This is a genomic window from Streptomyces sp. NPDC028928, assembly GCF_055564915.1.
This window is the reverse complement of sequence record NZ_JBVHVI010000001.1, coordinates 132,051-152,601: the sequence shown is the minus strand read 5'-3', so window position 1 is coordinate 152,601 and position 20,551 is coordinate 132,051. Positions and strand designations below refer to the sequence as shown.

Here is a 20,551-nt window from a genome sequence, read left to right as displayed (position 1 = left end):
ACCATGGGCGGTGCGAAACGACGCTCGTGATCGACACGGCCGCGTACGGCGCGGGCCGGGCAGCTGTCAGGGCGCGAGTCTTGCTGTTGAACTCGGCTTTAAGTCAACCCTGTTCCGCCCGGCACCTTCCTGGGCTGGGGAACGTCCTCACCGCGGCGAAAAATGATCGGCTGAGGGCTTGACCTTGGTGTCGGGTCCAAACTTTACGCTCGGCGCAGTTGGCTCCCATCTCTCACCGATTGGCAGGTGACCGAGGGTGAACGAGTTCGCTGCCGGGGCCGGCAGCAACGTGGCTGTCCCGCCCGAAGCCGATGTCGGTGCACGCCGCTACCGTGTGATCTCTGGCTGTGTCGAGTGCGCCAGTGACCTGACGGCGCTGCGTCGTGTCCCCGGCGTACGCGACGTACGCGTGCTGTCCGCGACAGGGACCCTCGTGGTCGAGGCGCCCACCACGCTGGACGACGACGTCCTGCTGAGGACGGCGAACGCTTCCGGTCTGGTCCTTGAGCCCGAGAACCCCGGTGGGGAGAAGGTGACCGAACAGACCGGGCGGCGGTCCCGCTGGTGGCTGCGTCCGGAGATGATCTTCCTCGAGATCGCGGCGGTCCTGCTGGTGTTCGTGGAGTCGCTCGGCTGCTACGCGCAGTACGAGTCGACCGCGGAGATCATCGCGTACTTCTGCGTGGCGGTCGGCATCGTCTTCCCGCTGCGTACAGCCGTGATGATGCTCAAGGCCAAGCGGGTGTCGATCAACGTCCTGCTCGTCGTCGCCGTTGCGGGGGCGCTGGCGCTGGGCAAGGTGACCGAGGCCGCCTGCGTGGTGGTGATCTTCTCGCTCGGTGTCGTACTGGAGAGCTACGTCGCCGACAGGGCACGCAAGTCGATCCAGAAGCTGATGGATCTCAGCCCCGCCATGGCGGAACGGTTCTCCATCGATGGCGCGGTCGAGCAGGTGCCCGTCGAGCAGCTCCAGGTCGGCGACGTGGTGCTGGTCCGTCCCAGCTCGCGACTGCCCACCGACGGCACGGTCACCCAGGGCACCTCCTGGATCGACGCGTCCGCGATCACGGGCGAGTCCATGCCCGTGGAGGTCGCGCCCGGCGCCGAGGTGTACGGCGGGACGCTGAACGGCCACGCCGCCCTGCGGATCCAGGTCGCCAAGCCCTTCCAGGACACCGTGCTGGCCCGGGTCATCAAGGAAGTGGAGGAGGCCCAGCAGAACCGGGGCCAGGCCCAGAGGTTCGCCGACAAGTTCGCCGGGATATACACGCCGATCATGATCGGCCTGGCCGTCCTCATGGCGGCGTTCGGCCCGCAGGTCTTCGACATCTCCTACAAGGACGCTCTGTACCGCGCGCTGGTCGTGCTGATCGTGTCCTGCTCGTGCTCCCTGGTGCTGTCCGTGCCCGTCAGCGTCGTATCGGCGGTGGCGAGGGCGGCACGGGACGGCGTGCTGATCAAGGGCGGTGCGTACCTGGAGCAGCTGTCCAAGCTCCAGGCCGTGGCGTTCGACAAGACCGGAACGCTGACACTGGGCCGGCCCACACTGCTCCAGGTCCACCCGCTGGCCGGCTCCGACGAGAACGAGCTGCTGAGGCTGTCGGCCGCCGTCGAGGCGGGGGCGACCCACCCGATCGCGGAGGCGATCGTGCGCGCGGCGCGGGAGCGGGGCATCACCGTCAGCCCGGCATCCGATGGGGAGATCATCCCCGGCGTGGGCGCGCGGGCGGTCGTGGACGGTGCGATGGTCGTGGTCGGCCGGGTCGGCGACCTGGACGGGAACGCGGCGGCACAGGCAGCCCTCGACGCCATAGAGAACGCCGGCGGGACTCCCGTCGCCGTCACGTCGGCCGGCCGTCTCCTCGGCCTGCTGGGCGTCGCCGATGAGCTGCGCCCCGAAGCCGTCCCCGCCCTGACGTCCCTTCGGAAGCTCGGCGTCACCCACACGACCATGCTCACGGGCGACCGTGAGCGGGTCGCGACCGCGATCGCCGACCGGGTGGGGATCGAGAGCGTGCGTGCCCAGCTCATGCCCGACGAGAAGAGCACGGCCGTCGCCTCGATCAAGGAGTCCGGCATCACGGCGATGGTCGGCGACGGCGTCAACGACGCTCCGGCCCTCGCGACGGCGGACGTCGCGATCGTGATGGGCGCCGCCGGCACCGACGTCGCGCTGGAGATGGCCGATGTCGCGCTGATGGCCGACGACCTCAACAAGCTGCCCTACGCGGTGGCGTTGGCGCGCCGGGCGAGCCGGGTCATCGCGCAGAACATCGCCCTGTCGCTGGCCGTCATCCTGTTCCTGGTGGTCGCCGCGGTCGGCGGGAAGTTCTCTCTCACCCAGGGCGTGCTGATCAACGAGGCGTGGGCTCTCGTGATCATCGCGAACGGTCTGCGGCTCCTCCGGCTGCACTCGTCGCTGCGTGCGGCCGGCGCCATCACCGGCGGCTCCGTCAAGCCACTCGCGGCCTCGACACAGTCCGCCTCCGACGATGACGGCTGCGGGTGCGGCACCAGCTGCGGGACACAGGAGCAGGCGACCACCCCCCTGCCCGTGGTGAATCTGCTGTCCGAGCCCGGCACCACCGCCTCCGACGGCGCGTGCGGTTGCGGCCCGGCCTGCGCGACACAGGAGCAGGCGGCCCTGCACCCTGTGGTGGATCAGCTCTTCGAGCCCCAGGGGACCGGCTCGGACGGCGGGTGCGGTTGCGGCCCGAGCTGCGGGACGCGGCAGCCCGAGGTCGTGGAGCTGCCGCAGCTGAGCCTCACGGAGGCCGAGGTGAGCAGCTGCTCCGCGGACGGTGGCTGTGGGTGCTCGTCCACGCCCGCGAGCCCGGCGGCCAGGTCGCAGCGTCGTACCTGACCGCCTCCCGACCAGGGGCCCGGCTGTAATCCCCCGGCAGCCGGGCCCCTACCGCATGAGCACCGTTGACTTGAAGCCAGGTTCAACGACGACACTCCCACCCACGGACGCCCCAGGAGGAGAACGAGATGGCAGCTGATGCGGTCCTGCGAGGGGAAGCGGCGCGGGACGGGGACGGCGTCCCCTCGCACGTGCGCGGATGGACCCTGGGCATCGTCTGCGTCACCACGTTCATGCTCCTCCTCGACGTCACCGTCGTGAACGTCGGTCTGCCCAGTGTGCGAGACGCGCTGGACGCCAGTTTCGCCGACCAGCAGTGGGTGATCGCCGCCTACACGCTGTCGATGGCCGCGTTTCTCCTCACCAGCGGGTCGCTGGCGGACCAGGTCGGCCGCAAGCGCGTCTTCACTCTCGGGCTGGTTGTCTTCACCCTCTCCTCGCTCACGGCCGGCCTCGCCGTGAACCCGCTGATGCTCAACGTCGCCCGTGGCGTCCAGGGCGTCGGCTCGGCGATGCTGTTCGCCGTGGGACTGGCGCTCATCGGGCAGGAGTTCCACGGGGCGCGCGAGCGGGGGACCGCCTTCGGGGTGTGGGGCGGGATCGGTGGCCTGGCCTTCGCGTTCGGCCCGCTCATCGGCGGCTTCCTGACCACGTCGTTGAGCTGGCGGTGGATCTTCCTGGTCAACGTTCCGATCGGTGTCGTCGCGCTGACCGCCGCCAGACTCCGGTTGCGGGAGTTCCGCGACCCCTATGCCCGGGGCATCGACTGGGCCGGCATGATCACCTTTGGGCTGTCCCTGGCCCTCCTGCTGTTCGGGTTCATGGCGGGCAACGCGCTGGGCTGGGACTGCCCGCCCATCGTGTTCGCGTTCGGGATCGGCACGGCGCTGATGGTGCTCTTCGTCGTCATCCAGCGGTCCAAGGGCAGCGCGGCGATGCTGGACCTGTCGCTGTTCCGGATCAAGTCGTTCAACGGCGTCGCCTGGGGCACCTTCCTCAACAACGCGGCCGGCCTGGCCTCGGTCTTCCTCCTCATCTCGTACATGCAGAACGCCCTGGGCTATTCAGCGTGGGAAACCGGGCTCCGCTTCCTGCCCCTGACCCTGACGCTGTTCGTGGTCGCCCTGCTCACCGGGCGGTTCGGCAGCGCCGTCGCGCCGGGCGTACTGCTCGGGACAGCCATCTCGCTGATCGCCGTCGGGCTGGGGCTGGTCAGCCTGGTGCGTCCGACCAGCGACTGGACCGCCCTGCTCCCCAGCCTGATCGTGACAGGGACGGGCATGGGAATGTTCAACCCGCCCCGCGCCGCGGTCACCGTCGGCGTGGTGGGCTCGGCCCGGGCCGGCATGGCGTCCGGCATGGGGCAGACCTTCCAGCAGGCCGGTGTCGCCCTCGGTGTCTCGGGCTTCGGCGCCATGTTCCAGCAGTGTGTCGTATCGGCGTTCACCGGATCCGATGCCGGCCGGCAGCTGGGAGACCGGGCCGACTCGGTGGCTCACGAGGTGGCCACCGGCGCGACCAGCGACCTGAGCGGCCTCGTGCCGCCGTCGATGCTCGACGCGGCGACGGCGGCGGCCCGCACCGCCTACGTGGACAGCCTGACCGAGGTGATCCGCGTGTGTGCTCTGGTCGCGGCCGTCGGCGCGGTGCTCGTGTTCACTCTCATCCGCCGCAGCGATCTGCACGAGAGCGCGCTGGGCGGAAAGCACCCCCACGGACGATAGGTGTCCCGCCCGGGCCGGCAGCGGCCGAGCGGGGAGCGTCGTGCGCTCGGAACGCGGCCCCAGCGGTGACGGCCGGCAGATCACGAGGCCGGCCGTCACCGCATTCAGGCGGACTCGGCCGTCAGGGGCTTCCACACACCCGGCACCGGATCCGGGCAGTCCTGGCTGGGCAGTTGCCCGACCATCTTCTCCAGCTCCCCGAAGAGGGCGGAGAGCCGGTCGATCTCGCTGCGGACCTCGTCCATGCGCTTGCGCAACACCACCGCGGCATCGCCGCACGGGCAGGTGCCCGTGTCCCGGATGCTGAGCAGGTCGGCGATGTCGCTCAGCCGCAGCCCGAGCCGCTGCGTGCCCTGGATGAACTTCATGCGGTCGACCGCATCGCTGCCGTAACGGCGGTAGCCGGCACGGTTACGGGGTGGCGCGGGCAGCAGTCCGAGCCGCTCGTAGTAGCGGATGGTGTCGGGTGTGGTCTCCGCCAGGCGGGCCAACACCGCGACGGACATCCCCTGTTGACCCGGCGTTGTGGACTCCATGTTTTCCAAGTCTACGTTCCTCCCCGTGAGTTCAGGTATGGGCGAATGCCGCTGGGCCGACCCGTGGGATGGCAGCCCCGCGGATCGGCCCGTGCGTCATCCGGCGTCGTCAGTACCGGTAGTGCTCGGACTTGAACGGACCCTCGACATCGACACCGATGTAGTCGGCCTGCTCCTTCGTGAGTTCGGTCAGCTCACCGCCGAGCGCTGTCAGGTGAATGCGGGCCACCTTCTCGTCCAGGTGCTTGGGAAGCCGGTAGACCTGCCGTTCGTAGTCGGCGTGCCGGGTGAAGAGCTCCACCTGGGCGATGACCTGGTTGGAGAAGCTGTTGGACATGACGAAGCTCGGGTGGCCGGTGGCGTTGCCGAGGTTGAGCAGGCGGCCCTCGGACAGCACGATGACCGAGTGCCCGTCCGGGAAGATCCACTCGTCCACCTGGGGCTTGATCTCGACGCGGCGGACCCCCGGGTACCGTGCCAGCCCCGCCATGTCCAGCTCGTTGTCGAAGTGTCCGATGTTCCCGAGGATCACCTGGTGCTTCATGTGCGCCATGTCCTCGGCCATCACCACGTCCCTGTTGCCGGTGGCCGTGATCACGATGTCCGCGATCGGCAGGACGGACTGCAGCCGGGCGACCTGGTAGCCGTCCATGACTGCCTGGAGGGCGCAGATGGGATCGACCTCCGTCACCACCACCCGGGCGCCCTGCCCCGACAGCGACTCCGCGGCGCCCTTCCCGACGTCACCGTATCCGCACACGACGGCGACCTTGCCGCCGATCAGGACGTCCGTGCCACGGTTGATGCCGTCGATGAGGGAGTGGCGGATGCCGTACTTGTTGTCGAACTTGGACTTGGTCACGGCGTCGTTGACGTTGATGGCCGGCCAGAGCAGCTCGCCGTCGGCCGCCATGCGGTCCAGGCGCATGACGCCCGTGGTGGTCTCCTCCGTCACGCCGAGGATCTCGGAGGAGATCGCCGTCCACTTGCCCGGAGCGGTGTCGAGGGAGGCGCGGAGCAGGTCCAGTACGACGGACCACTCCTCGGAGTCCGTCTCCTCGGTCGCCGGGACGCGCCCCTGGCGTTCGTACTCCACGCCCTTGTGCACCAGCATGGTCGCGTCCCCGCCGTCGTCGAGGATCAGATTGGCCCGCCGGCCGTCCGGCCAGGTGAGCATCTTCTCGGTGCACCACCAGTAGTCCTTCAGGGTCTCGCCCTTCCAGGCGAACACGGGCACTCCGCGCGGTGCCTCCGGCGTGCCGTCGGCGCCGACCACGACCGCCGCCGCGGCGTGGTCCTGGGTGGAGAAGATGTTGCACGAGGCCCAGCGCACTTCCGCGCCCAGTGCGACGAGGGTCTCGATGAGGACGGCGGTCTGGATGGTCATGTGCAACGAGCCCGAGACCCGGGCGCCCCGGAGCGGCCGGGTGCCGGCGTACTCGCGACGCAGCGCCATCAGGCCGGGCATCTCGTGCTCGGCGAGCCGGATCTCCTTGCGGCCGAACTCGGCCAGCGAGAGGTCGGCGACGGCGAAGTCGATGCCGTTGAGCGACTGTGCACGGGTGCCGTCCGGCACGTGTGCTGAGGACATGGGAGATCTCCAGTACGTGATGAGGTCAGAGCCCGGCCGCGGCGCGCAGGTCGGCCACGCGGTCGGTGCGTTCCCGGGGGAGGTCGAGGTCGGGCCGGCCGAAGTGGCCGTAGGCCGCCGTCCGCGCGTACAGCGGACGGAGCAGGCCGAGGTCGGCGATGACGGCCGCGTGCCTGAGGTCGAACACTTCGGCGACGCCGGCCTGGATGCGTGCCAAGTCGACGGTCTCGGTGCCGAAGGTCTCCACGAACCGGCCGACGGGTGCGGCGCGGCCGATGGCGTAGGCCACCTGGACCTCGGCCCTGGTGGCCAGTTGAGCCGCGACGATGTCCTTGGCCACCCGGCGCATCGCGTAGGCGGCCGATCTGTCGACCTTGGAGGGATCCTTGCCGGAGAAGGCCCCGCCGCCGTGCCGGGCCATCCCTCCGTGACTGTCGACGATGATCTTCCGGCCGGTGAGACCCGCGTCTCCCATCGGGCCGCCGACCACGAACCTGCCGGTGGGGTTCACCAGCAGTCTCGTGCCGGAGGAGTCGAGGTCGAGTGCGGGCAGCTCGGGGGTGAGGACGTGCTGGTCGATATCGGCGGCCGGCGTCTTGAGGCCGATGTCGTCGGCGTGCTGGGCCGAGACCACGACCGTGTCGAGGCTGACCGGCCGGTCGCCGTCGTACGACACGGTCACCTGCGTCTTGCCGTCCGGCCGCAGGCAGGGAAGCCCGCCCGTCCTGCGCACCGCGGACAGCCTGCGGGCGAGCCGGTGGGCCAGGGCTATGGGCAGGGGCATCAGTTCGGGGGTGTCCGTGCACGCGTGACCGAACATGATCCCCTGGTCGCCCGCTCCCTGGCGATCTGCACCCTCATGGAGTCCTCCGGTCCGGGACTCGTAGGAGCGGGCCACGCCCTGGGCGATGTCGGGGGACTGCCCGTCGAACGACACGTGCCCACCGCACGACCGGCCGTCGAAGCCCTTCGCGGACGAGTCGTAGCCGATCCCCAGTACGACGCCCCGGGCGACGGCGGCGATGTCGACGCGGGCCGTGGAGGAGACCTCGCCCGCGACGTGGATCAGCCCCGTCGTGACGATGGTCTCGACGGCCGCCCGGGACAGCGGATCGGCCGCGAGCAGCCGGTCGAGAATCGCGTCGCAGACCTTGTCGGGGTGGCCTTCGGTGACCGACTCGGAGGTGAACAGCCCGCGCCGCATGTCAGGCCCCCGACGCCAGCAGCGGACCGAACTCCGTTGCGGCGATCGCCACCGCCTCGCTCTGGGTGAGGACCTGGCCCTGGCGGTCCGGATGTGCGGCCAGCTCACGCTCGCCGAGTTTCCGCGCGGCGTGGAACTCGGTGTGACGGCAGGCGGACGCGATCGGTCCGGAGCACTCGGTGGCCGAGAGGAGGACGACCGTGGTCGCGGGTTCCCAGGTCCAGCCGCCGTCGCGGTCTCTCGTGACACGGATCGGCCTGCCGGTGGCGGGATCGCTGGAGACGATCGCGGCGGCCGTGCCGGCCATGAGCGGAACCCCGAGCGCGTCGATCGCGCACATGGCCGCCAGGGTCGGCCCGCCTTCCAGCGTCACACTGTGCGGGGACGGTGCCGCGGACAGTGGATAGGCGATCCGGACCTGCTCGTGTGCGGGGTCGAAGTGGACCAGGTCCGCGTCGGCGAGCACCTTGACGGTCTCCTCGGGATCGAGCGCGTGGCGCAGTGCGAGGCCGCGGACGCACTCGGCCGAAGGTCCTTCACCGGTGGCGAGGAACTGGCGGAGCAGGTGCTGGTGGACGGTACGGAGGGCGGGAGGCAACTGCGCCTGGCTGAGGGCGATCCCTCCCCTGGCGACGGCGTCGATTCCCTGGGGCAGCACCGCGCTGAAGGACTGTACGGGGTCGGCCACGGTGTCCTCCTTTCGAACGTCCGGGTCACGGGCCGGAGGCAACCGCGGCCTCCGGCGGTGTGGACGATGCGGCCTTGGCGCGCTGACGACGGGTGAAGAAGGAGATCGGCAGGATCGCGAGGCTGACGCACAGCCCGGTCAGCATCACCGAACCGCCCCACTGGGCACCGCCGTAGACCAGGAGCACCAGGTTCACCGCGCACAGCGCCACCCCCAGGACACCGGCCCACCTGCCGAGGCGGAAGCTGCCGGCGCGGCCGGCGGGGTGCCGGCGCAGTACCAGGTAGGCGATGGGCAGGAGGACGAAGACGGCCAGGTAGCCGAAGTTCGCGGCGGCCACGACATCGACCACGTCCGTACCGAAGACGACCAGCAGCAGTCCGATCACCGCAGCGTCCCAGGCGATCGAACCGACCGGCGCCCCACGCTTGTTGACTTTCCCGAAGGCCCTCGGGAGGTGGCCGTCCTGGGCCATCTGATAGATCGTCCTGGACGAACCGATGATGAAGGTCTCCGCCCCGAGGACGAGGACGGCGGTCAGCCCGATCTGGACGAACGCCTCCCCGGTGGACCCCAGCAGTACATGGCCGGCGTTGGCGAAGACCTTGAACGGGTCCTCCTGGACTCCACGGACACCCGAGAGGGCGAACATCACGATCGGTACGGCGGCGAAGGCGATGAAGCAGATGATGGCGGACGTCGACATCACCCGCTTCATCGTGCGCTCGGGCTTCCTGATCTCCGCGCACACCGTCGAGGCCATCTCCGCCGCGTAGGAGGACCAGGTGGCGACGAAGCTCCACTTGGCGATCAGAGCAATCTGTGCACCCAGTCCGTGTTCGGTGCCGTGAGGCATGACCGAGGGGAACGCCTGGGAAAGGTCGGCGGCGTGGGGACGCACCACCGGGCTCAGCACGATCACCAGGACGACGGCCACGGCGACCAGGGCCAGTACTCCGTTGATCACGGTGGACAGCTTCAGTCCCATCGCCGTGATGAAGTAGAGGACGGCGGCCATGGCGAGCGCCAGCAGGATGGGGGAGAAGCCCGGCAGCCACTGGTCCCGCAGGAACGTCGCCGCGAGCACGAGGTTGACCGCGATGCCGGGGGTCCAGGCGAACCAGTAGCACCAGGCCGAGAGAGCACCCATCGTGGGGGAACCCTGCGGGCGGACGCGGTAGGCGAACTGTGCCGTACCGCCGGCCCGTTCAGGGAAGCGGGCCGCGAGTTCCGCGATCAGCAGGCACTGGGCGGCGCCCAGGGCCGCCGTGGCGATCCATACCCAGATCGACACGTTGCCGAGTTCCGCGGCCATGGCTCCGAGAGAGACGACGACCATGAGGGAGCCGCCCGTGGCGACCAGCACCGCGGTCATCCACGACGAGGTGACGGGCAGGCCACTGCGGCCGGGGAAGACCGGGGCGTCCGGGTCCTCAGTGGACGTGCCCCGCCTTTTGGGCAGCACTGTTTCGGATTCGTTTCCGAACAAATCATTGCTCCAGCCGAGATGGACGGCACGGAAAGGCCGTCAACTTGAGCGGTGGTGACAGCTGAAACAGGCACGAAAGACAGAAGTGCCGCCTACAGAACGCGGCAGCGATCATTCCGTGGGGTTAGGAGTGATCCAGCGCATCGAAAGACCGATGGCTGTAAGTGCCCGTGAGGCATCACGGGCAGCAACGCTCGACGGGGCAGAAAGCTAGACCACGGCGGAGGATTCCACAACCGGTTTGACGCAGTACTGAAGAAGAGGACCGCCGAACGCCGGCACGGTCCTCCGTGTGACGTTAAATGGGTGTCAATCGTTCCGCTTGGCGGACCGATTGATGGCCAAAGGTTGATCCTTCAAAAGGAAAGACCCTTACCTGTGACCAGTTGACCGGAAGGTGGAAGCCCGACGCCCCGGCGGCCGTCCCTGGAGCGTCGAGCCTCGACGTGTGCGTCACAGGCCCGACGCCTGCGCAGACAAGGAGTCGGTCCCGTAGCAGCCGTCCTCGGTCTCCATGACGAGACCGACGGCGAACTGGCCGCCCGGCCCCATGTGCGGGCAGTCGCACAGCGCGCTGCAGTCGCAGTCCAGGGTCCGGTCGATGAGTCGAAGCAGGTCACGCAGTGCGGCGATCTCGCGTTCGATCTCGGACCGGCGGGCCGTGGCCACGCACCGCCATGTCCCGTCGCCGGTCATGTTGCCCTGGAGCAGATCGGAAATCTCGGCGAGGCTGAACCCGATCCTCTGGCAGATCTTGATCACCGAGAGCCGGTGCAGTACAGCGGGCGGGTAGTGCCTGCGACCTGCCACCTTGACCCCCATGGGGATCAAGCTGCATCGCTCGTAGTACCGCAAGGCCGAGGTGGCTATGCCGGCCTTCCTCGCGACCTCGCTTATCGACAGCAACTCGTCACCCATGTCGCCCCCCGCGGTGTTGACTTGAAGCCGACTTCAACGGCAAGACTACCGTCCGAGAGATCAGCCATCCAGGTCTTGACTCCAGGCAGAAAGGACAGGTGCCACCCTGTCTACTCGCGGATGGGGGGCATTCGGGCGGGATGCCCGGATGGTGCATAGGCGAGTCTTTGTGCATATGGACGCGATCTCTTGAGGCACATGGCTAGGCCCTCGAAAGTGCGCACGGCAACGTATCGACACGAGCACTCTGTTGAAGAGTTCCCCAAAACGGGGAGCCGAAGTGACTGGTATGAGGGAGCGACGTGGCTAATCTTCTGAAGAAGGCCTACAACGCGACGTGGGGGAAGTACGTCTTCGCCGGGATGTACGACAGGTTCCTGGCCCACGTGGAGAAGCACGGCCTGGCGGAGAAGCGCGCGGAGATGCTGGCGCCGGCATACGGTCGCACCATCGAACTGGGCACCGGGACCGGCCTGAACCTGCCGCACTACCCGGACGCGGTCACCGAGCTGGTCCTCACCGAGCCCTACCCGCCCATGGTGGCCAAGCTGGAGGAGAAGATCCGCGACAACCCCAAGCGGATCCAGCTGACGGTCGCCGGTGCGGAGCGCCTTCCGTTCCCCGACGCCAGCTTCGACACCGTGGCCGCGGCGATGATCCTCTGCACCGTCCCTGATCCCGACGTGGTACTGAAGGAGATCGAGCGGGTCCTGAAGCCGGGCGGTCAGTACCTGTTCCTGGAGCACGTGCGCAACCGCGACCCGCGGATCGCGCGGCGGCAGGACCTCATACAGCTCGGCTGGTACTGGTTCGGCAACGAGTGCCACTGCAACCGCCCCACGCTCGACACGCTGGCCAACTCCTCACTGGAGATAACCGACCTCCAGGAGACCAAGATGCCGGGAGCCTGGGAGTTCATCGAGGCGATGGCCATCGGCAGGGCGGTCCGGCGCGCCGACGGCGCCCCGGCCAAGGAGCCGGCAACGGTCAGCGTGGGCAAGGCCGGCAGCAACGGTTCGTCCGACTGCGGCTGCTGACGCCGAAGTCACCCTGCTGCGCGCGCGACCGGCGAGAGGATGCCGGGCCGACCTCGGAGCAACTGCCGCATAGACGCTCCCGGCGGACGCGAACTCCTGGGTTCGCGTCCGCCGCGTTCTCCTGATCGCTGTTCAGCCGGTCACAACGGAGGTTCCGTGACCTACATCATCGCCCAGCCCTGCGTCGACGTGAAGGACAAGGCGTGCGTCGAGGAGTGCCCCGTGGACTGCATCTACGAGGGAGAACGGATGCTGTACATCCACCCGGACGAATGCGTCGACTGCGGAGCGTGCGAGCCCGTCTGCCCGGTCGAGGCCATCTTCTACCAGGACGACGTGCCCGAGCAGTGGCAGGACTACGTCAAGGCCAACGTGGACTTCTTCGAGACCATCGGTTCGCCGGGTGGGGCCTCGCAGCTGGGCGAGATCAGTGCTGATCCCCAGTGGATCAAGGACCTGCCTCCTCAAGGGCAGTGAACGACTGCCGTGACACGCCTCCTGACGGTCGCCGAAGTAGCCGCCCGTTCCGAGCTGAGCGCCAGCGCCGTGCGCTACTACCACCGGCTGGGACTGCTCACCGCACACAACAACACCCGGGGAAGCCATCGCCGATTCGACGAGTCCGTTCTCGACCGCCTGCGCTTCATCCGCTCCGCCCAGCGTCTCGGCCTCAGCCTGACGGAGATCACCGAGCTGCTGTCCGTCCGTGACGGCCGACCGAGCCCTGTGGCCGGGAACCTGCTGCGACGGCACCTCGGCAGGCTGGAGGCCGAGATGGCACGGCTGAGAGAACTTCAGCGAGAGATGGCCAACCTGCTCCGCCACCACACGGCGGACGCGCACTCGCCGCTCACCGGTGCGATCACGGCGGGCAACGGGGACAACCCCCCTGAGTGCGGGACCCACACCCAGACCACCGAAACCGCGGGTCGACAAGCCCGCATGCCCAACAGCAGGCTCTAGCCAAGGCGGCGACCCTTGCACAAACGAGACTTACGGTCCAAGGTCGGCATCGCTGTCTTGCTGGTCGCCACGGCGACCAGCGCGACGCTCGCCGGCACCGCAACGACGACGGACGACGCCGTCGCCCGGATTCTCTTCACGATGGCCCTCGCCATGCTCGCCACCGCAGTCACGGTCAGCCGGCACCGTGACGCCCGGGTCCGCCGAGCGCGCCAAGAGGCATCGAGCGGGGAAGCTCACGGGGCCGACTGATCGAGGGCGGCGTCACTCTGGACGGCGAGCCGGATTTGACCTTCAAGACGACTTGAAGGTCTACCGTCTGTGCTGTGAGCACCATGCTGATCTCCCAGCTGGCCGAGCGCACGGGCGTGCGGGCCAGCACGCTGCGGTTCTACGAGACCGCAGGTCTGCTCCGGGCCGGCCGAACCGCCTCTGGATACCGGATCTACGACGACGATGCCGTGGAGCGGCTCTCCTTCATCAACACCGCGAAGCAGCTCGGCCTGCCCCTGGAGGAGATCGCCGAGCTTCTGAAGGTGCGCGACGACGGGGCCTGCGCAGACGTCAAGACGGAACTGCGTGCACGGCTGCACGCGCGCATCGACGACGCCGAGCGGCATATCGCCGACCTGGGCACGTTCGTCACCACTCTGCGCCGAGCGGTCGAGCACCTCGACGGGCTCCCTGTCCGGTCCGGCCCCTGCGATCCCGCCTGCGACTTCCTCGCCGCCCCGGCGCAGGCTCAGCCGATCGAGACCCTGGCCACCGCCCCTCCCACCGACGCCACGCCTCGATGGCGCTCCTCCCCGGTGTCCTGCGCCCTGACCGCCGACGCACTGGGCGAGCGCACGAGGCGCTGGCACGAGGCTCTGGCGGGGGCCACCGCCGAACCCATCGATGACGGTCTGAGTCTCACCCTGCCCATCGATCGAGCGGGCACTGTCACCGAGCTCGCCGCCGCCGAACAGCAATGTTGTCCGTTTTACGATTTCCGTATCCGCCTCGACGGCCGCACACTCCGTCTAGAGGTCCGCGCACCCGCAGAAGGCGCCGCCATGCTCGCCGAACTCTTCAGACCTACCTGCTGACCCTCCCGCTCCACCCAGAGAAGAGACTCCACCGCCATGCTCGTCGCCCGATCCGTCGTCCTGTTCCTCGCCGCCGCTCTGTTCGAGATCGGCGGTGCCTGGCTGGTGTGGCAGGGCATCCGAGAACACAAGGGTGTCGCCTGGATCGGGCTGGGTGTCATCGCCCTCGGCATCTACGGCTTCGTCGCCACCCTGCAGCCGGACGCGAACTTCGGCCGCATTCTCGCCGCCTACGGTGGTGTCTTCGTCGCGGGGTCACTGGCCTGGGGCGTGATCGCCGACGGTTTCCGCCCGGACCGCTGGGACCTGACCGGAGCGGTTGTCTGCCTCATCGGCATGGCTGTGATCATGTACGCGCCGCGGGGCCAATGACGCCGCTCTGGGCGTCGACCACGGCAGCGGTCGGCTCGACGTTGCGGCCGTGGGCTTGGCGGGTCTTGTCACGTAGCAGGTCGTGCACTCGGGCTGCCGTACCAGCGGGCATCGGATACATCGCTGCGGTACGGACGGCGATCACTCACACACGGTGCAACGGCCGCCAACGCGGTCACACAAACATCCCAGAACACCAACCCCCCCAGATCAGATGCCCTCTTAGTCCCTCAACATGCGCCACCGGTTGTCGGCAGTGCCATGGTCCGAGTCCTGGACCGCGAACGCGCCGACAGCGGTGGAGTTGTTCGCGATGGCCAGCAACTTGCCGCTGTGCACGTTGCGGATCTTGTAGGTCCCGTCTCCCTGGTCGAGCAGCGTCCACTTGTGGTCGGCGGTGCCGTTGTCCGACCACTGCAGGACGGTCGCGCCGTCTGCCGTGGACATGCCCTGGACGCCGAGCACCTTGCCGCTGTGGGCATTGCGGAAGCGGACCGCGTCGCCGTCTGTGATCACGTGCCAGTCGTGGTCGGCGGTGCCCGAGTCGGGCCACTGCAGCGCGCGGCCACCGTCGGCCGTGGACATGTTCTGGATGCCCAGCACGAGACCGCTGCCCACGTTGGCGAGACGGACGGTTCTGCCGCTGGTGTCCCAGTAGACGGTGTAGTTGTGGCCGTGCGCGTCGTGGAACGGACCCAGGTCGACGGTCGAGCCGTTGGCGATGGCGGTGAAAGCGAGCGAACCGCTGCTGGTCCGTCTGATCGAGGACGTGTCCAGTGACGGGAGAGAGCTGAGCGAGGAGTCACCGTAGTTGCCGGACAGGACCACCGGGCCGTAGGTGATCGCGGCGACGTCCGGGTTGTCGTTGGCCGCTCGCATGACGATCCGCATGGGCAGGCGGACGGTGACCGTGTCGCCGGAGGCCCACGAGCGGTTCAGGGTGGCGTAGCTGCCGGGCGTGGTGGCGATGTTCTGCACTGTGCCGTTGACGCTCACAGTGGCCCCAGTGGTCCAGCTCGGGATGCGGATGCGCATCGCCCAGGTTCCGCTGACGTTGCCGGTGACTTGTAGGGTCGTGGTGTCGCTGTTCGGATACGACGTGGTCTGGGTGACCGTGATTCCGCGCTCCGACCAGTTGAGCACCGAGGGCACGAACAGGTTCACGATCAGCGTGTTGTCGCTGCGGAAGTAGAGGGAGTCCATCAGCCTGGTGTGTATCTCCAGGCCCGTGCCCTGACAGCACCAGAAGGTGCCGTAGTCGGTGCTCCAGGTGCCGCCGCCCCACGCCGGGCCCACACCGCGTCGGCCTCCCGGATTGAGCGGGGTGAAGTAGGTGACGTGGCCGTGGTTGTCGGCCGGGTTCTGCTGGCCGATGATCTGGTTCAGCCACGCCCGCTCGTAGTAGTCGAACAGCTCGGCTCGGTTCGGGTCCAGGGCGAACAGTTCGCGGGTGAGGGTGAGCATGTTGATGGTGTTGCAGCTTTCGCATGTGTCCTTGTTCAGGTAGCCGGCGATGGCGTTCGGGGCGCGGAAGTGCTCCGCCTGGCTGTTGCCGCCTATGGCGTAGGTGTGCGCGTTGACGGTGAGGTTCCAGGCGTTGGTGGCGATGTCCCGGTAGCGGGTCGTGCCGGTGGCCTTGTACTCCCGGGCGGCCCCGATCCACTTGGGTACCTGGGTGTTGGCGTGCAGTCCGCTCAGCTGGTCCTGGTTGGACGCCAGGGGGTCGAACACCGCGGCGTGGTCGAACCGCCGGGCGACGGTGAGCCACCGTGCGTCGCCGGTCTGCTGGTAGAGATCGGTCAGCACGGCGTTCATGCCGCCGAACTCGGTGCCCAGCATGGTCTGCATCTGCTGGCTGCTCAGCCGGCCGGTGCGCCAGTCGACCCATCCCGCCAGGGCGAGCAGCACCTCCCGGGCTTGTGTGCTGCCGATGTGGCGCCATACGTCCAGCAGACCGGCGAGGGTCTTGTGGATGGTGTAGTACGGCACGTTGCCGTTGCTCAGGGTCCGCTGCTCGAGAGCGGTGAAGTCGGACTCGGGGTAGCCGGAGAGGTACCCGGCGTTGAAACCGGCGGCGCTGTTGTTGGCCTGGCACTTGGCCAGCTCCGCAACCATGTGGTTCGCCTTGTCCCGGCACGTGGTGTCCCCGGTCACGGCGTACAGCTGTGCCCATGCCGTGAGGAAGTGCCCTTGGACGTGGGTGCGGAAGGGGAAGTCCGGTGCGTCCCAGCCGCCGTTGGCAGCCGCGTCGTTGGTGGACAGCCGGTGGTTGGCGCGGAAGTTGTACAGCAGCCGGTCGACATCGACGAACCGCAGGTAGTTCCGCGTACGGTCCTGGTTGTCCAGCCACCGGCTTGCGGTGAGCCGGACCTGGCCGAGCTCGAAGGGGTGCGCGGAGACCCCGATGTCGGCCCTTGCTGGGGGGAGGGCCGCGTGGGCGGGAGAACTGCCGATCAAGGATCCGGTGGCAGAGGCGGCGGCGGTGGCCCCGGCTACCTGCAGGAGGCGCCGTCTGCTGACGGAGGAAGACATCTTGCACCCTTTCGTGACGAGAGAGTCCGTCGAAGCTGCCCGAGGGGTAACAGGCCGCAGTTGTGGCTCACTGGGTGGAGAAGGTGGCGTCGGCCCGGTCGGTTGCCGTGCTGAGGGCCTGGACCCGCAGCAGGTAGTCGTAGTGGCGGATGTAGCGGCCCGGGAGGTTGTACGACTCGTACGAGACGCCGGCGGAGTCCGTGAGGCCGGCCCGGGCCGTGAAGGAGGCGTCACCGGCGAACAGCGACGTCCCGTCGTTCTTCTCTAGCCACACCTCGTAGTTCTTGTGGCGCAGGAAGTAGCCGGGGAAGTTCGCCGACTCCAGGGAGACGGTGCCGGTGCCGGCGAGACCGGTGACCACACGGAACTGCGAGTCGGACAGCGGCGAGACGTTCGGCTCGATCCTGGCGCGGTACTCCCAGTGCCGGATGAACCGGTCGGGGACGTTGTACGAGGAGAGCCGGATCGGGGTGAGTCCGTCGGCGACCGGGATGCCGAAGTCGGGTGTGCCGTCGGCCTTCCAGTAGATCTTCTGGACGCGGGTGCGACGGTTTGGGTCCCGGAGAGGGTCACCGCTGATGTCCTTGTAGCCGCGGTCGTGGTAGACGAGGATGTCCGACTTGCCGTCCTCGGAGACCGTGAACTGGTTGTGCCCGGGGCCGTACTGGCTGGTGGCGGCGTAGCTGGCGAAGACCGGGTTCGCGGTCTTCGCCCACGACGACGCGCTCAGCAGGTCGGCCGAGGCGGACGCGGTGAGCAGGCCCATGCAGTAGTTGGCGTCGGTGGCGCCGGCCGAGAAGGTCATGAAGACCTTGCCGCCCCGCTGGATCACAGCCGGGCCCTCGTTGACCGTCTGACCTCCGGCGGTCTCCCACGAGGCGGTCGGCCGGCTGATCATGACCGGTGTGCCGGTGATGGTCCATGGGCTGGACATCCGCGCGATGTAGAGGTTGGTGCCGGTGCCGACGGCCGGGTCGTGTTGAGCCCAGGCGAGATAGCGGGTGCCGTTCACGACGAAGGTCGTCGCGTCAAGGGAGAAGGTGTCCAGCGGTAGCGCGATAGGCCCCTTCTCCGTCCAGCTTCCCGTGATCGGGTTCGCGGCGGTGCACTCCAGGACGTACGGCCGGATTCTCCAGATGTCGTTCGCGGCGCCGGCGGCGAAGTAGATGTACCACTTGCCGTCGATGAAGTGGATCTCCGGAGCCCAGATGTGGGCGCCCATCACACCGGTGGAGTGCTTCGTCCAGAGGGTCGTCTCGGGAGCCGATGCGAGCCCCTGGATCGTGGTGGCCCGGCGCAGCACGATCCGGTCGTACGCAGGGACCGTGGCGGTGAAGTAGTAGAAGCCGTCCGTGTGTTTGTGGATGTGCGGGTCGGCCCGCTGCTCGGCGATGGTGTTCGTGTACGTGACACCGGGTGACGCGGGCACGGCGGCGTGGGCGGTACCGGCCGAGACACCGGTGACGGTGGCGGCGGCCGAGCCGGTGATCATGCCGAGGACCGTTCGACGGGTGAGCGCAGGTCTCACGGAATACTCCCTCTGCTGCCGGTATTTCGAACGCCGTTCGCAAACTCGGCCAGAACATAGATCCTGCACCTGCCCGGGTCAACGCTTGCGTCACAAAAGGCGGTCCGAGGTCTCGACGGTGGCGGAGACGGAGGTTTCGGCGCCCGAGCTCGGTCACGTCGGATGTATTGACGCACCCTGTTTCTCCCACCTATTGTCTGCGCGATCTTACGAACACCATTCGATATGTCGCACAACTCGGCTGGCGGGACAGCGAGTTGGCTGCGGAGGCTGCCCCCGGCCGACCACCGGGAGGGAACGCCGCCGAGCGCAACAGCCGTCGCCGGGAAACCGCCAACCGTCCTGCTGCGCAGCGACCACCCGCGCTCGGATCAGCCCACCGCATCGTCCGGCCCCGCCGTCACCACGGCAGAACGACAGGAGATGTGCATGTCCGTGCTTCGTGCCCGGCTGTCGGCGATATTGCTCGCCGCGTGCCTCCTCTTCACCGGCCAGGTCCTGATCACACCGGACCGGGCGGCCGCTGCCGACCCGGGTTACCTGATGGCGCACTTCATCGGTGAGGGGGCGACCGGGCAGCAGATCTACTTCTCGTACAGCACGGACGGCCTCAACTGGCGTGATCTCAACGGCGGCGGGATGACCCTGCGGTCAACGGTGGGCACCCGCGGCGTGCGCGACCCCGCACTGGTCCGCTCCCCGGGCGGCGACAAGTACTGGATCATCGCGACCGACCTGTGCATCGGCTGCGGGCAGGACTGGGACACCGCCATTGACAACGGCAGCCGCAGCCTTGTGGTGTGGGAGTCGACGGACTTGGTCACCTGGTCCGAGCCGTGGCTGCTCAATGTCGCCGGGGCGATCCCCGACGGGCGCAACGCATGGGCGCCAGAGGCGATCTGGAACCCGGCCACCAACGACTACGTCCTGTACTGGGCGACGAACAAGCCAGTCAGCGGCGTGAAGAAGCACCGCATCTACTCCGCCCACACCCGCGACTTCCGCACCATCACCACCCCGCAGATCTACATCGAGCGCCCCGGCACCCAGGAAATCATCGACACCCAGATCGTCGAGCTGCCGGCCGGCGTCGGCAGCTACCGCTACGTACGAGCCTCCGGCGACGGCCAGATCACCCTCGAAGGCAGCAACTCGATCCTCGGTACGTGGACGAACCTGGGCAACCTCTCCGGCATCGGCCTGACCGGTTCCCAGGTCGAGGGCCCGATGTGGATGAAGTTCCGGGACCGCAACGAGTGGACCCTCTACCTCGACCAGTACGCCTCCGGCCGCGGGTACATGCCGGTCACGACGACCGACCCCTCCGCCTCCAGCACCTACAAGCTTCCGGCGTCGGGAAGCTACAGCATGGGCGGCACGAAGAAGCGTCACGGCTCGATCCTGACCCTGACGGCCGCCGAGGAGGGCCGCGTGCTCGCCCGCTGGCCCAACACCCCGGCCCAGCGGCTCCAGTCGTACAACTTCCAGGACCGGTACGTGCGGCACGCCGACTTCGACGTGCGCATCGACCAGAACATCACCGGCCCGGACGCCCAGTTCCGGCTGAGGTCCGGCCTGGCGGGCTCCGGCACTGTCTCCTACGAGTCGGTGAACTACCCCGGCTACTTCCTGCGGCACTCCGGTTTCGACTTCCAGCTGGCCTACAACGATGGCACCACCCAGTTCGCCGCCGACGCCACCTTCCGCCAGGTCGCCGGGCTCGCCGACTCGAGCTGGTCGTCCTTCCAGTCGTACAACCACCCCGACCGCTACATCCGCCACTACGCCTACCAACTCCGCCTCGACCCGATCACCACCGCGACGGCCCGCAGCGACGCCACCTTCCGCGTGACGAGCTGACCCGACGCCGACAGGCATTCCGGCGCCCTCAGGGCGACCCCGACTCCCGAACCCGCCTCGCCACAGCCATGTCTTCTTCAGGGAGGTGACCCATGCACAGCGTGAGACTTCCCGGCCGCCGGACATTCCGGCCGGCCGCTCCGGCCACCGTGGCCATC

General features: G+C 68.3%; 17 protein-coding genes. 9 read left to right on the top strand and 8 right to left on the bottom strand.

All coding sequences use genetic code 11. From position 1 onward, the window contains the following. Positions 1–256: 256 nt before the first annotated feature. Together ACZ4U1_RS00755 and ACZ4U1_RS00750 are read left to right on the top strand one after the other, a co-directional pair. A complete protein-coding gene (locus tag ACZ4U1_RS00755; protein WP_467897844.1) occupies positions 257–2,863 on the top strand; it encodes a heavy metal translocating P-type ATPase in 2,607 nt (868 codons plus the stop codon). 128 nt (positions 2,864–2,991) lie between these two features. Then, entirely contained in the window at positions 2,992–4,587 is a 1,596-nt protein-coding gene (locus ACZ4U1_RS00750; protein ID WP_467897842.1) for an MFS transporter, read from the top strand. A 104-nt stretch (positions 4,588–4,691) separates the two neighbouring features. On the opposite strand, the gene ACZ4U1_RS00745 is transcribed toward ACZ4U1_RS00750, so the two are convergent. The 6 genes from ACZ4U1_RS00745 to ACZ4U1_RS00720 form a co-directional block, all read right to left on the bottom strand. Next, positions 4,692–5,123, bottom strand: a complete 432-nt coding sequence (locus ACZ4U1_RS00745) for a MerR family transcriptional regulator (protein ID WP_467897839.1) — start codon at positions 5,121–5,123, stop codon at positions 4,692–4,694. Between the two features lie 109 nt (positions 5,124–5,232). Continuing rightward, positions 5,233–6,714 carry an adenosylhomocysteinase gene (gene ahcY, locus ACZ4U1_RS00740; protein ID WP_467897837.1) on the bottom strand — a complete coding sequence of 494 codons (1,482 nt, stop codon included), beginning with the start codon at positions 6,712–6,714 and terminating at the stop codon, positions 5,233–5,235. Positions 6,715–6,739: 25 nt separating this feature from the next. Beyond that, positions 6,740–7,918, bottom strand: coding sequence for a methionine adenosyltransferase (gene metK, locus ACZ4U1_RS00735; protein ID WP_467897835.1), 1,179 nt, complete (start codon positions 7,916–7,918; stop codon positions 6,740–6,742). 1 nt (position 7,919) lies between these two features. After that, positions 7,920–8,606, bottom strand: coding sequence for an organomercurial lyase (merB, locus tag ACZ4U1_RS00730; RefSeq protein ID WP_467897832.1), 687 nt, complete (start codon positions 8,604–8,606; stop codon positions 7,920–7,922). Positions 8,607–8,631: 25 nt separating this feature from the next. Continuing rightward, complete coding sequence (locus ACZ4U1_RS00725) at positions 8,632–9,981, bottom strand: APC family permease (RefSeq protein ID WP_467897829.1); 1,350 nt, start codon at positions 9,979–9,981, stop codon at positions 8,632–8,634. A 567-nt stretch (positions 9,982–10,548) separates the two neighbouring features. Then, positions 10,549–11,013, bottom strand: coding sequence for a MerR family transcriptional regulator (locus ACZ4U1_RS00720; protein WP_467897827.1), 465 nt, complete (start codon positions 11,011–11,013; stop codon positions 10,549–10,551). A 302-nt stretch (positions 11,014–11,315) separates the two neighbouring features. Between ACZ4U1_RS00720 and ACZ4U1_RS00715 the strand changes: the two genes are divergently transcribed. The 6 genes from ACZ4U1_RS00715 (at position 11,316) to ACZ4U1_RS00690 (ending at position 14,473) form a co-directional block, all read left to right on the top strand. Beyond that, positions 11,316–12,050 (top strand): class I SAM-dependent methyltransferase, encoded by a 735-nt coding sequence (locus ACZ4U1_RS00715; RefSeq protein WP_467897824.1) that lies wholly within the window; start codon positions 11,316–11,318, stop codon positions 12,048–12,050. 156 nt (positions 12,051–12,206) lie between these two features. Beyond that, positions 12,207–12,527 (top strand): ferredoxin, encoded by a 321-nt coding sequence (gene fdxA / locus ACZ4U1_RS00710; RefSeq protein ID WP_467897821.1) that lies wholly within the window; start codon positions 12,207–12,209, stop codon positions 12,525–12,527. A 9-nt stretch (positions 12,528–12,536) separates the two neighbouring features. Continuing rightward, positions 12,537–13,013, top strand: a complete 477-nt coding sequence (locus tag ACZ4U1_RS00705; protein ID WP_467897819.1) for a MerR family DNA-binding protein — start codon at positions 12,537–12,539, stop codon at positions 13,011–13,013. A gap of 15 nt (positions 13,014–13,028) precedes the next feature. After that, positions 13,029–13,265: a hypothetical protein gene (locus ACZ4U1_RS00700; protein ID WP_467897817.1), complete on the top strand. Its 237-nt coding sequence runs from the start codon at positions 13,029–13,031 to the stop codon at positions 13,263–13,265. A gap of 83 nt (positions 13,266–13,348) precedes the next feature. Further along, positions 13,349–14,101 (top strand): MerR family transcriptional regulator, encoded by a 753-nt coding sequence (locus ACZ4U1_RS00695; protein WP_467900008.1) that lies wholly within the window; start codon positions 13,349–13,351, stop codon positions 14,099–14,101. 36 nt (positions 14,102–14,137) lie between these two features. Then, positions 14,138–14,473 (top strand): YnfA family protein, encoded by a 336-nt coding sequence (locus tag ACZ4U1_RS00690; RefSeq protein WP_467897814.1) that lies wholly within the window; start codon positions 14,138–14,140, stop codon positions 14,471–14,473. 222 nt (positions 14,474–14,695) lie between these two features. On the opposite strand, the gene ACZ4U1_RS00685 is transcribed toward ACZ4U1_RS00690, so the two are convergent. Together ACZ4U1_RS00685 and ACZ4U1_RS00680 are read right to left on the bottom strand one after the other, a co-directional pair. Further along, positions 14,696–17,005 carry a beta-L-arabinofuranosidase domain-containing protein gene (locus ACZ4U1_RS00685; protein ID WP_467897811.1) on the bottom strand — a complete coding sequence of 770 codons (2,310 nt, stop codon included), beginning with the start codon at positions 17,003–17,005 and terminating at the stop codon, positions 14,696–14,698. A gap of 67 nt (positions 17,006–17,072) precedes the next feature. Continuing rightward, positions 17,073–18,497 carry a family 43 glycosylhydrolase gene (locus tag ACZ4U1_RS00680; protein WP_467900006.1) on the bottom strand — a complete coding sequence of 475 codons (1,425 nt, stop codon included), beginning with the start codon at positions 18,495–18,497 and terminating at the stop codon, positions 17,073–17,075. A 465-nt stretch (positions 18,498–18,962) separates the two neighbouring features. Between ACZ4U1_RS00680 and ACZ4U1_RS00675 the strand changes: the two genes are divergently transcribed. Continuing rightward, positions 18,963–20,393, top strand: coding sequence for a glycoside hydrolase family 43 protein (locus ACZ4U1_RS00675; protein WP_467897809.1), 1,431 nt, complete (start codon positions 18,963–18,965; stop codon positions 20,391–20,393). The last annotated feature ends 158 nt before the right edge of the window (positions 20,394–20,551 follow it).

Coding starts and splice junctions, on each gene's coding strand:
- ACZ4U1_RS00685 (WP_467897811.1), bottom strand. CDS start 17,005: ATGTCTTCCTCCGTCAGCAGACGGCGCCTCCTGCAGGTAGCCGGGGCC.
- metK (WP_467897835.1), bottom strand. CDS start 7,918: ATGCGGCGCGGGCTGTTCACCTCCGAGTCGGTCACCGAAGGCCACCCC.
- ACZ4U1_RS00695 (WP_467900008.1), top strand. CDS start 13,349: ATGCTGATCTCCCAGCTGGCCGAGCGCACGGGCGTGCGGGCCAGCACG.
- ACZ4U1_RS00690 (WP_467897814.1), top strand. CDS start 14,138: ATGCTCGTCGCCCGATCCGTCGTCCTGTTCCTCGCCGCCGCTCTGTTC.
- ahcY (WP_467897837.1), bottom strand. CDS start 6,714: ATGTCCTCAGCACACGTGCCGGACGGCACCCGTGCACAGTCGCTCAAC.
- ACZ4U1_RS00675 (WP_467897809.1), top strand. CDS start 18,963: ATGTCCGTGCTTCGTGCCCGGCTGTCGGCGATATTGCTCGCCGCGTGC.
- ACZ4U1_RS00725 (WP_467897829.1), bottom strand. CDS start 9,981: ATGACCGCGGTGCTGGTCGCCACGGGCGGCTCCCTCATGGTCGTCGTC.
- ACZ4U1_RS00680 (WP_467900006.1), bottom strand. CDS start 18,497: ATGATCACCGGCTCGGCCGCCGCCACCGTCACCGGTGTCTCGGCCGGT.
- ACZ4U1_RS00745 (WP_467897839.1), bottom strand. CDS start 5,123: ATGGAGTCCACAACGCCGGGTCAACAGGGGATGTCCGTCGCGGTGTTG.
- ACZ4U1_RS00720 (WP_467897827.1), bottom strand. CDS start 11,013: ATGGGTGACGAGTTGCTGTCGATAAGCGAGGTCGCGAGGAAGGCCGGC.
- ACZ4U1_RS00750 (WP_467897842.1), top strand. CDS start 2,992: ATGGCAGCTGATGCGGTCCTGCGAGGGGAAGCGGCGCGGGACGGGGAC.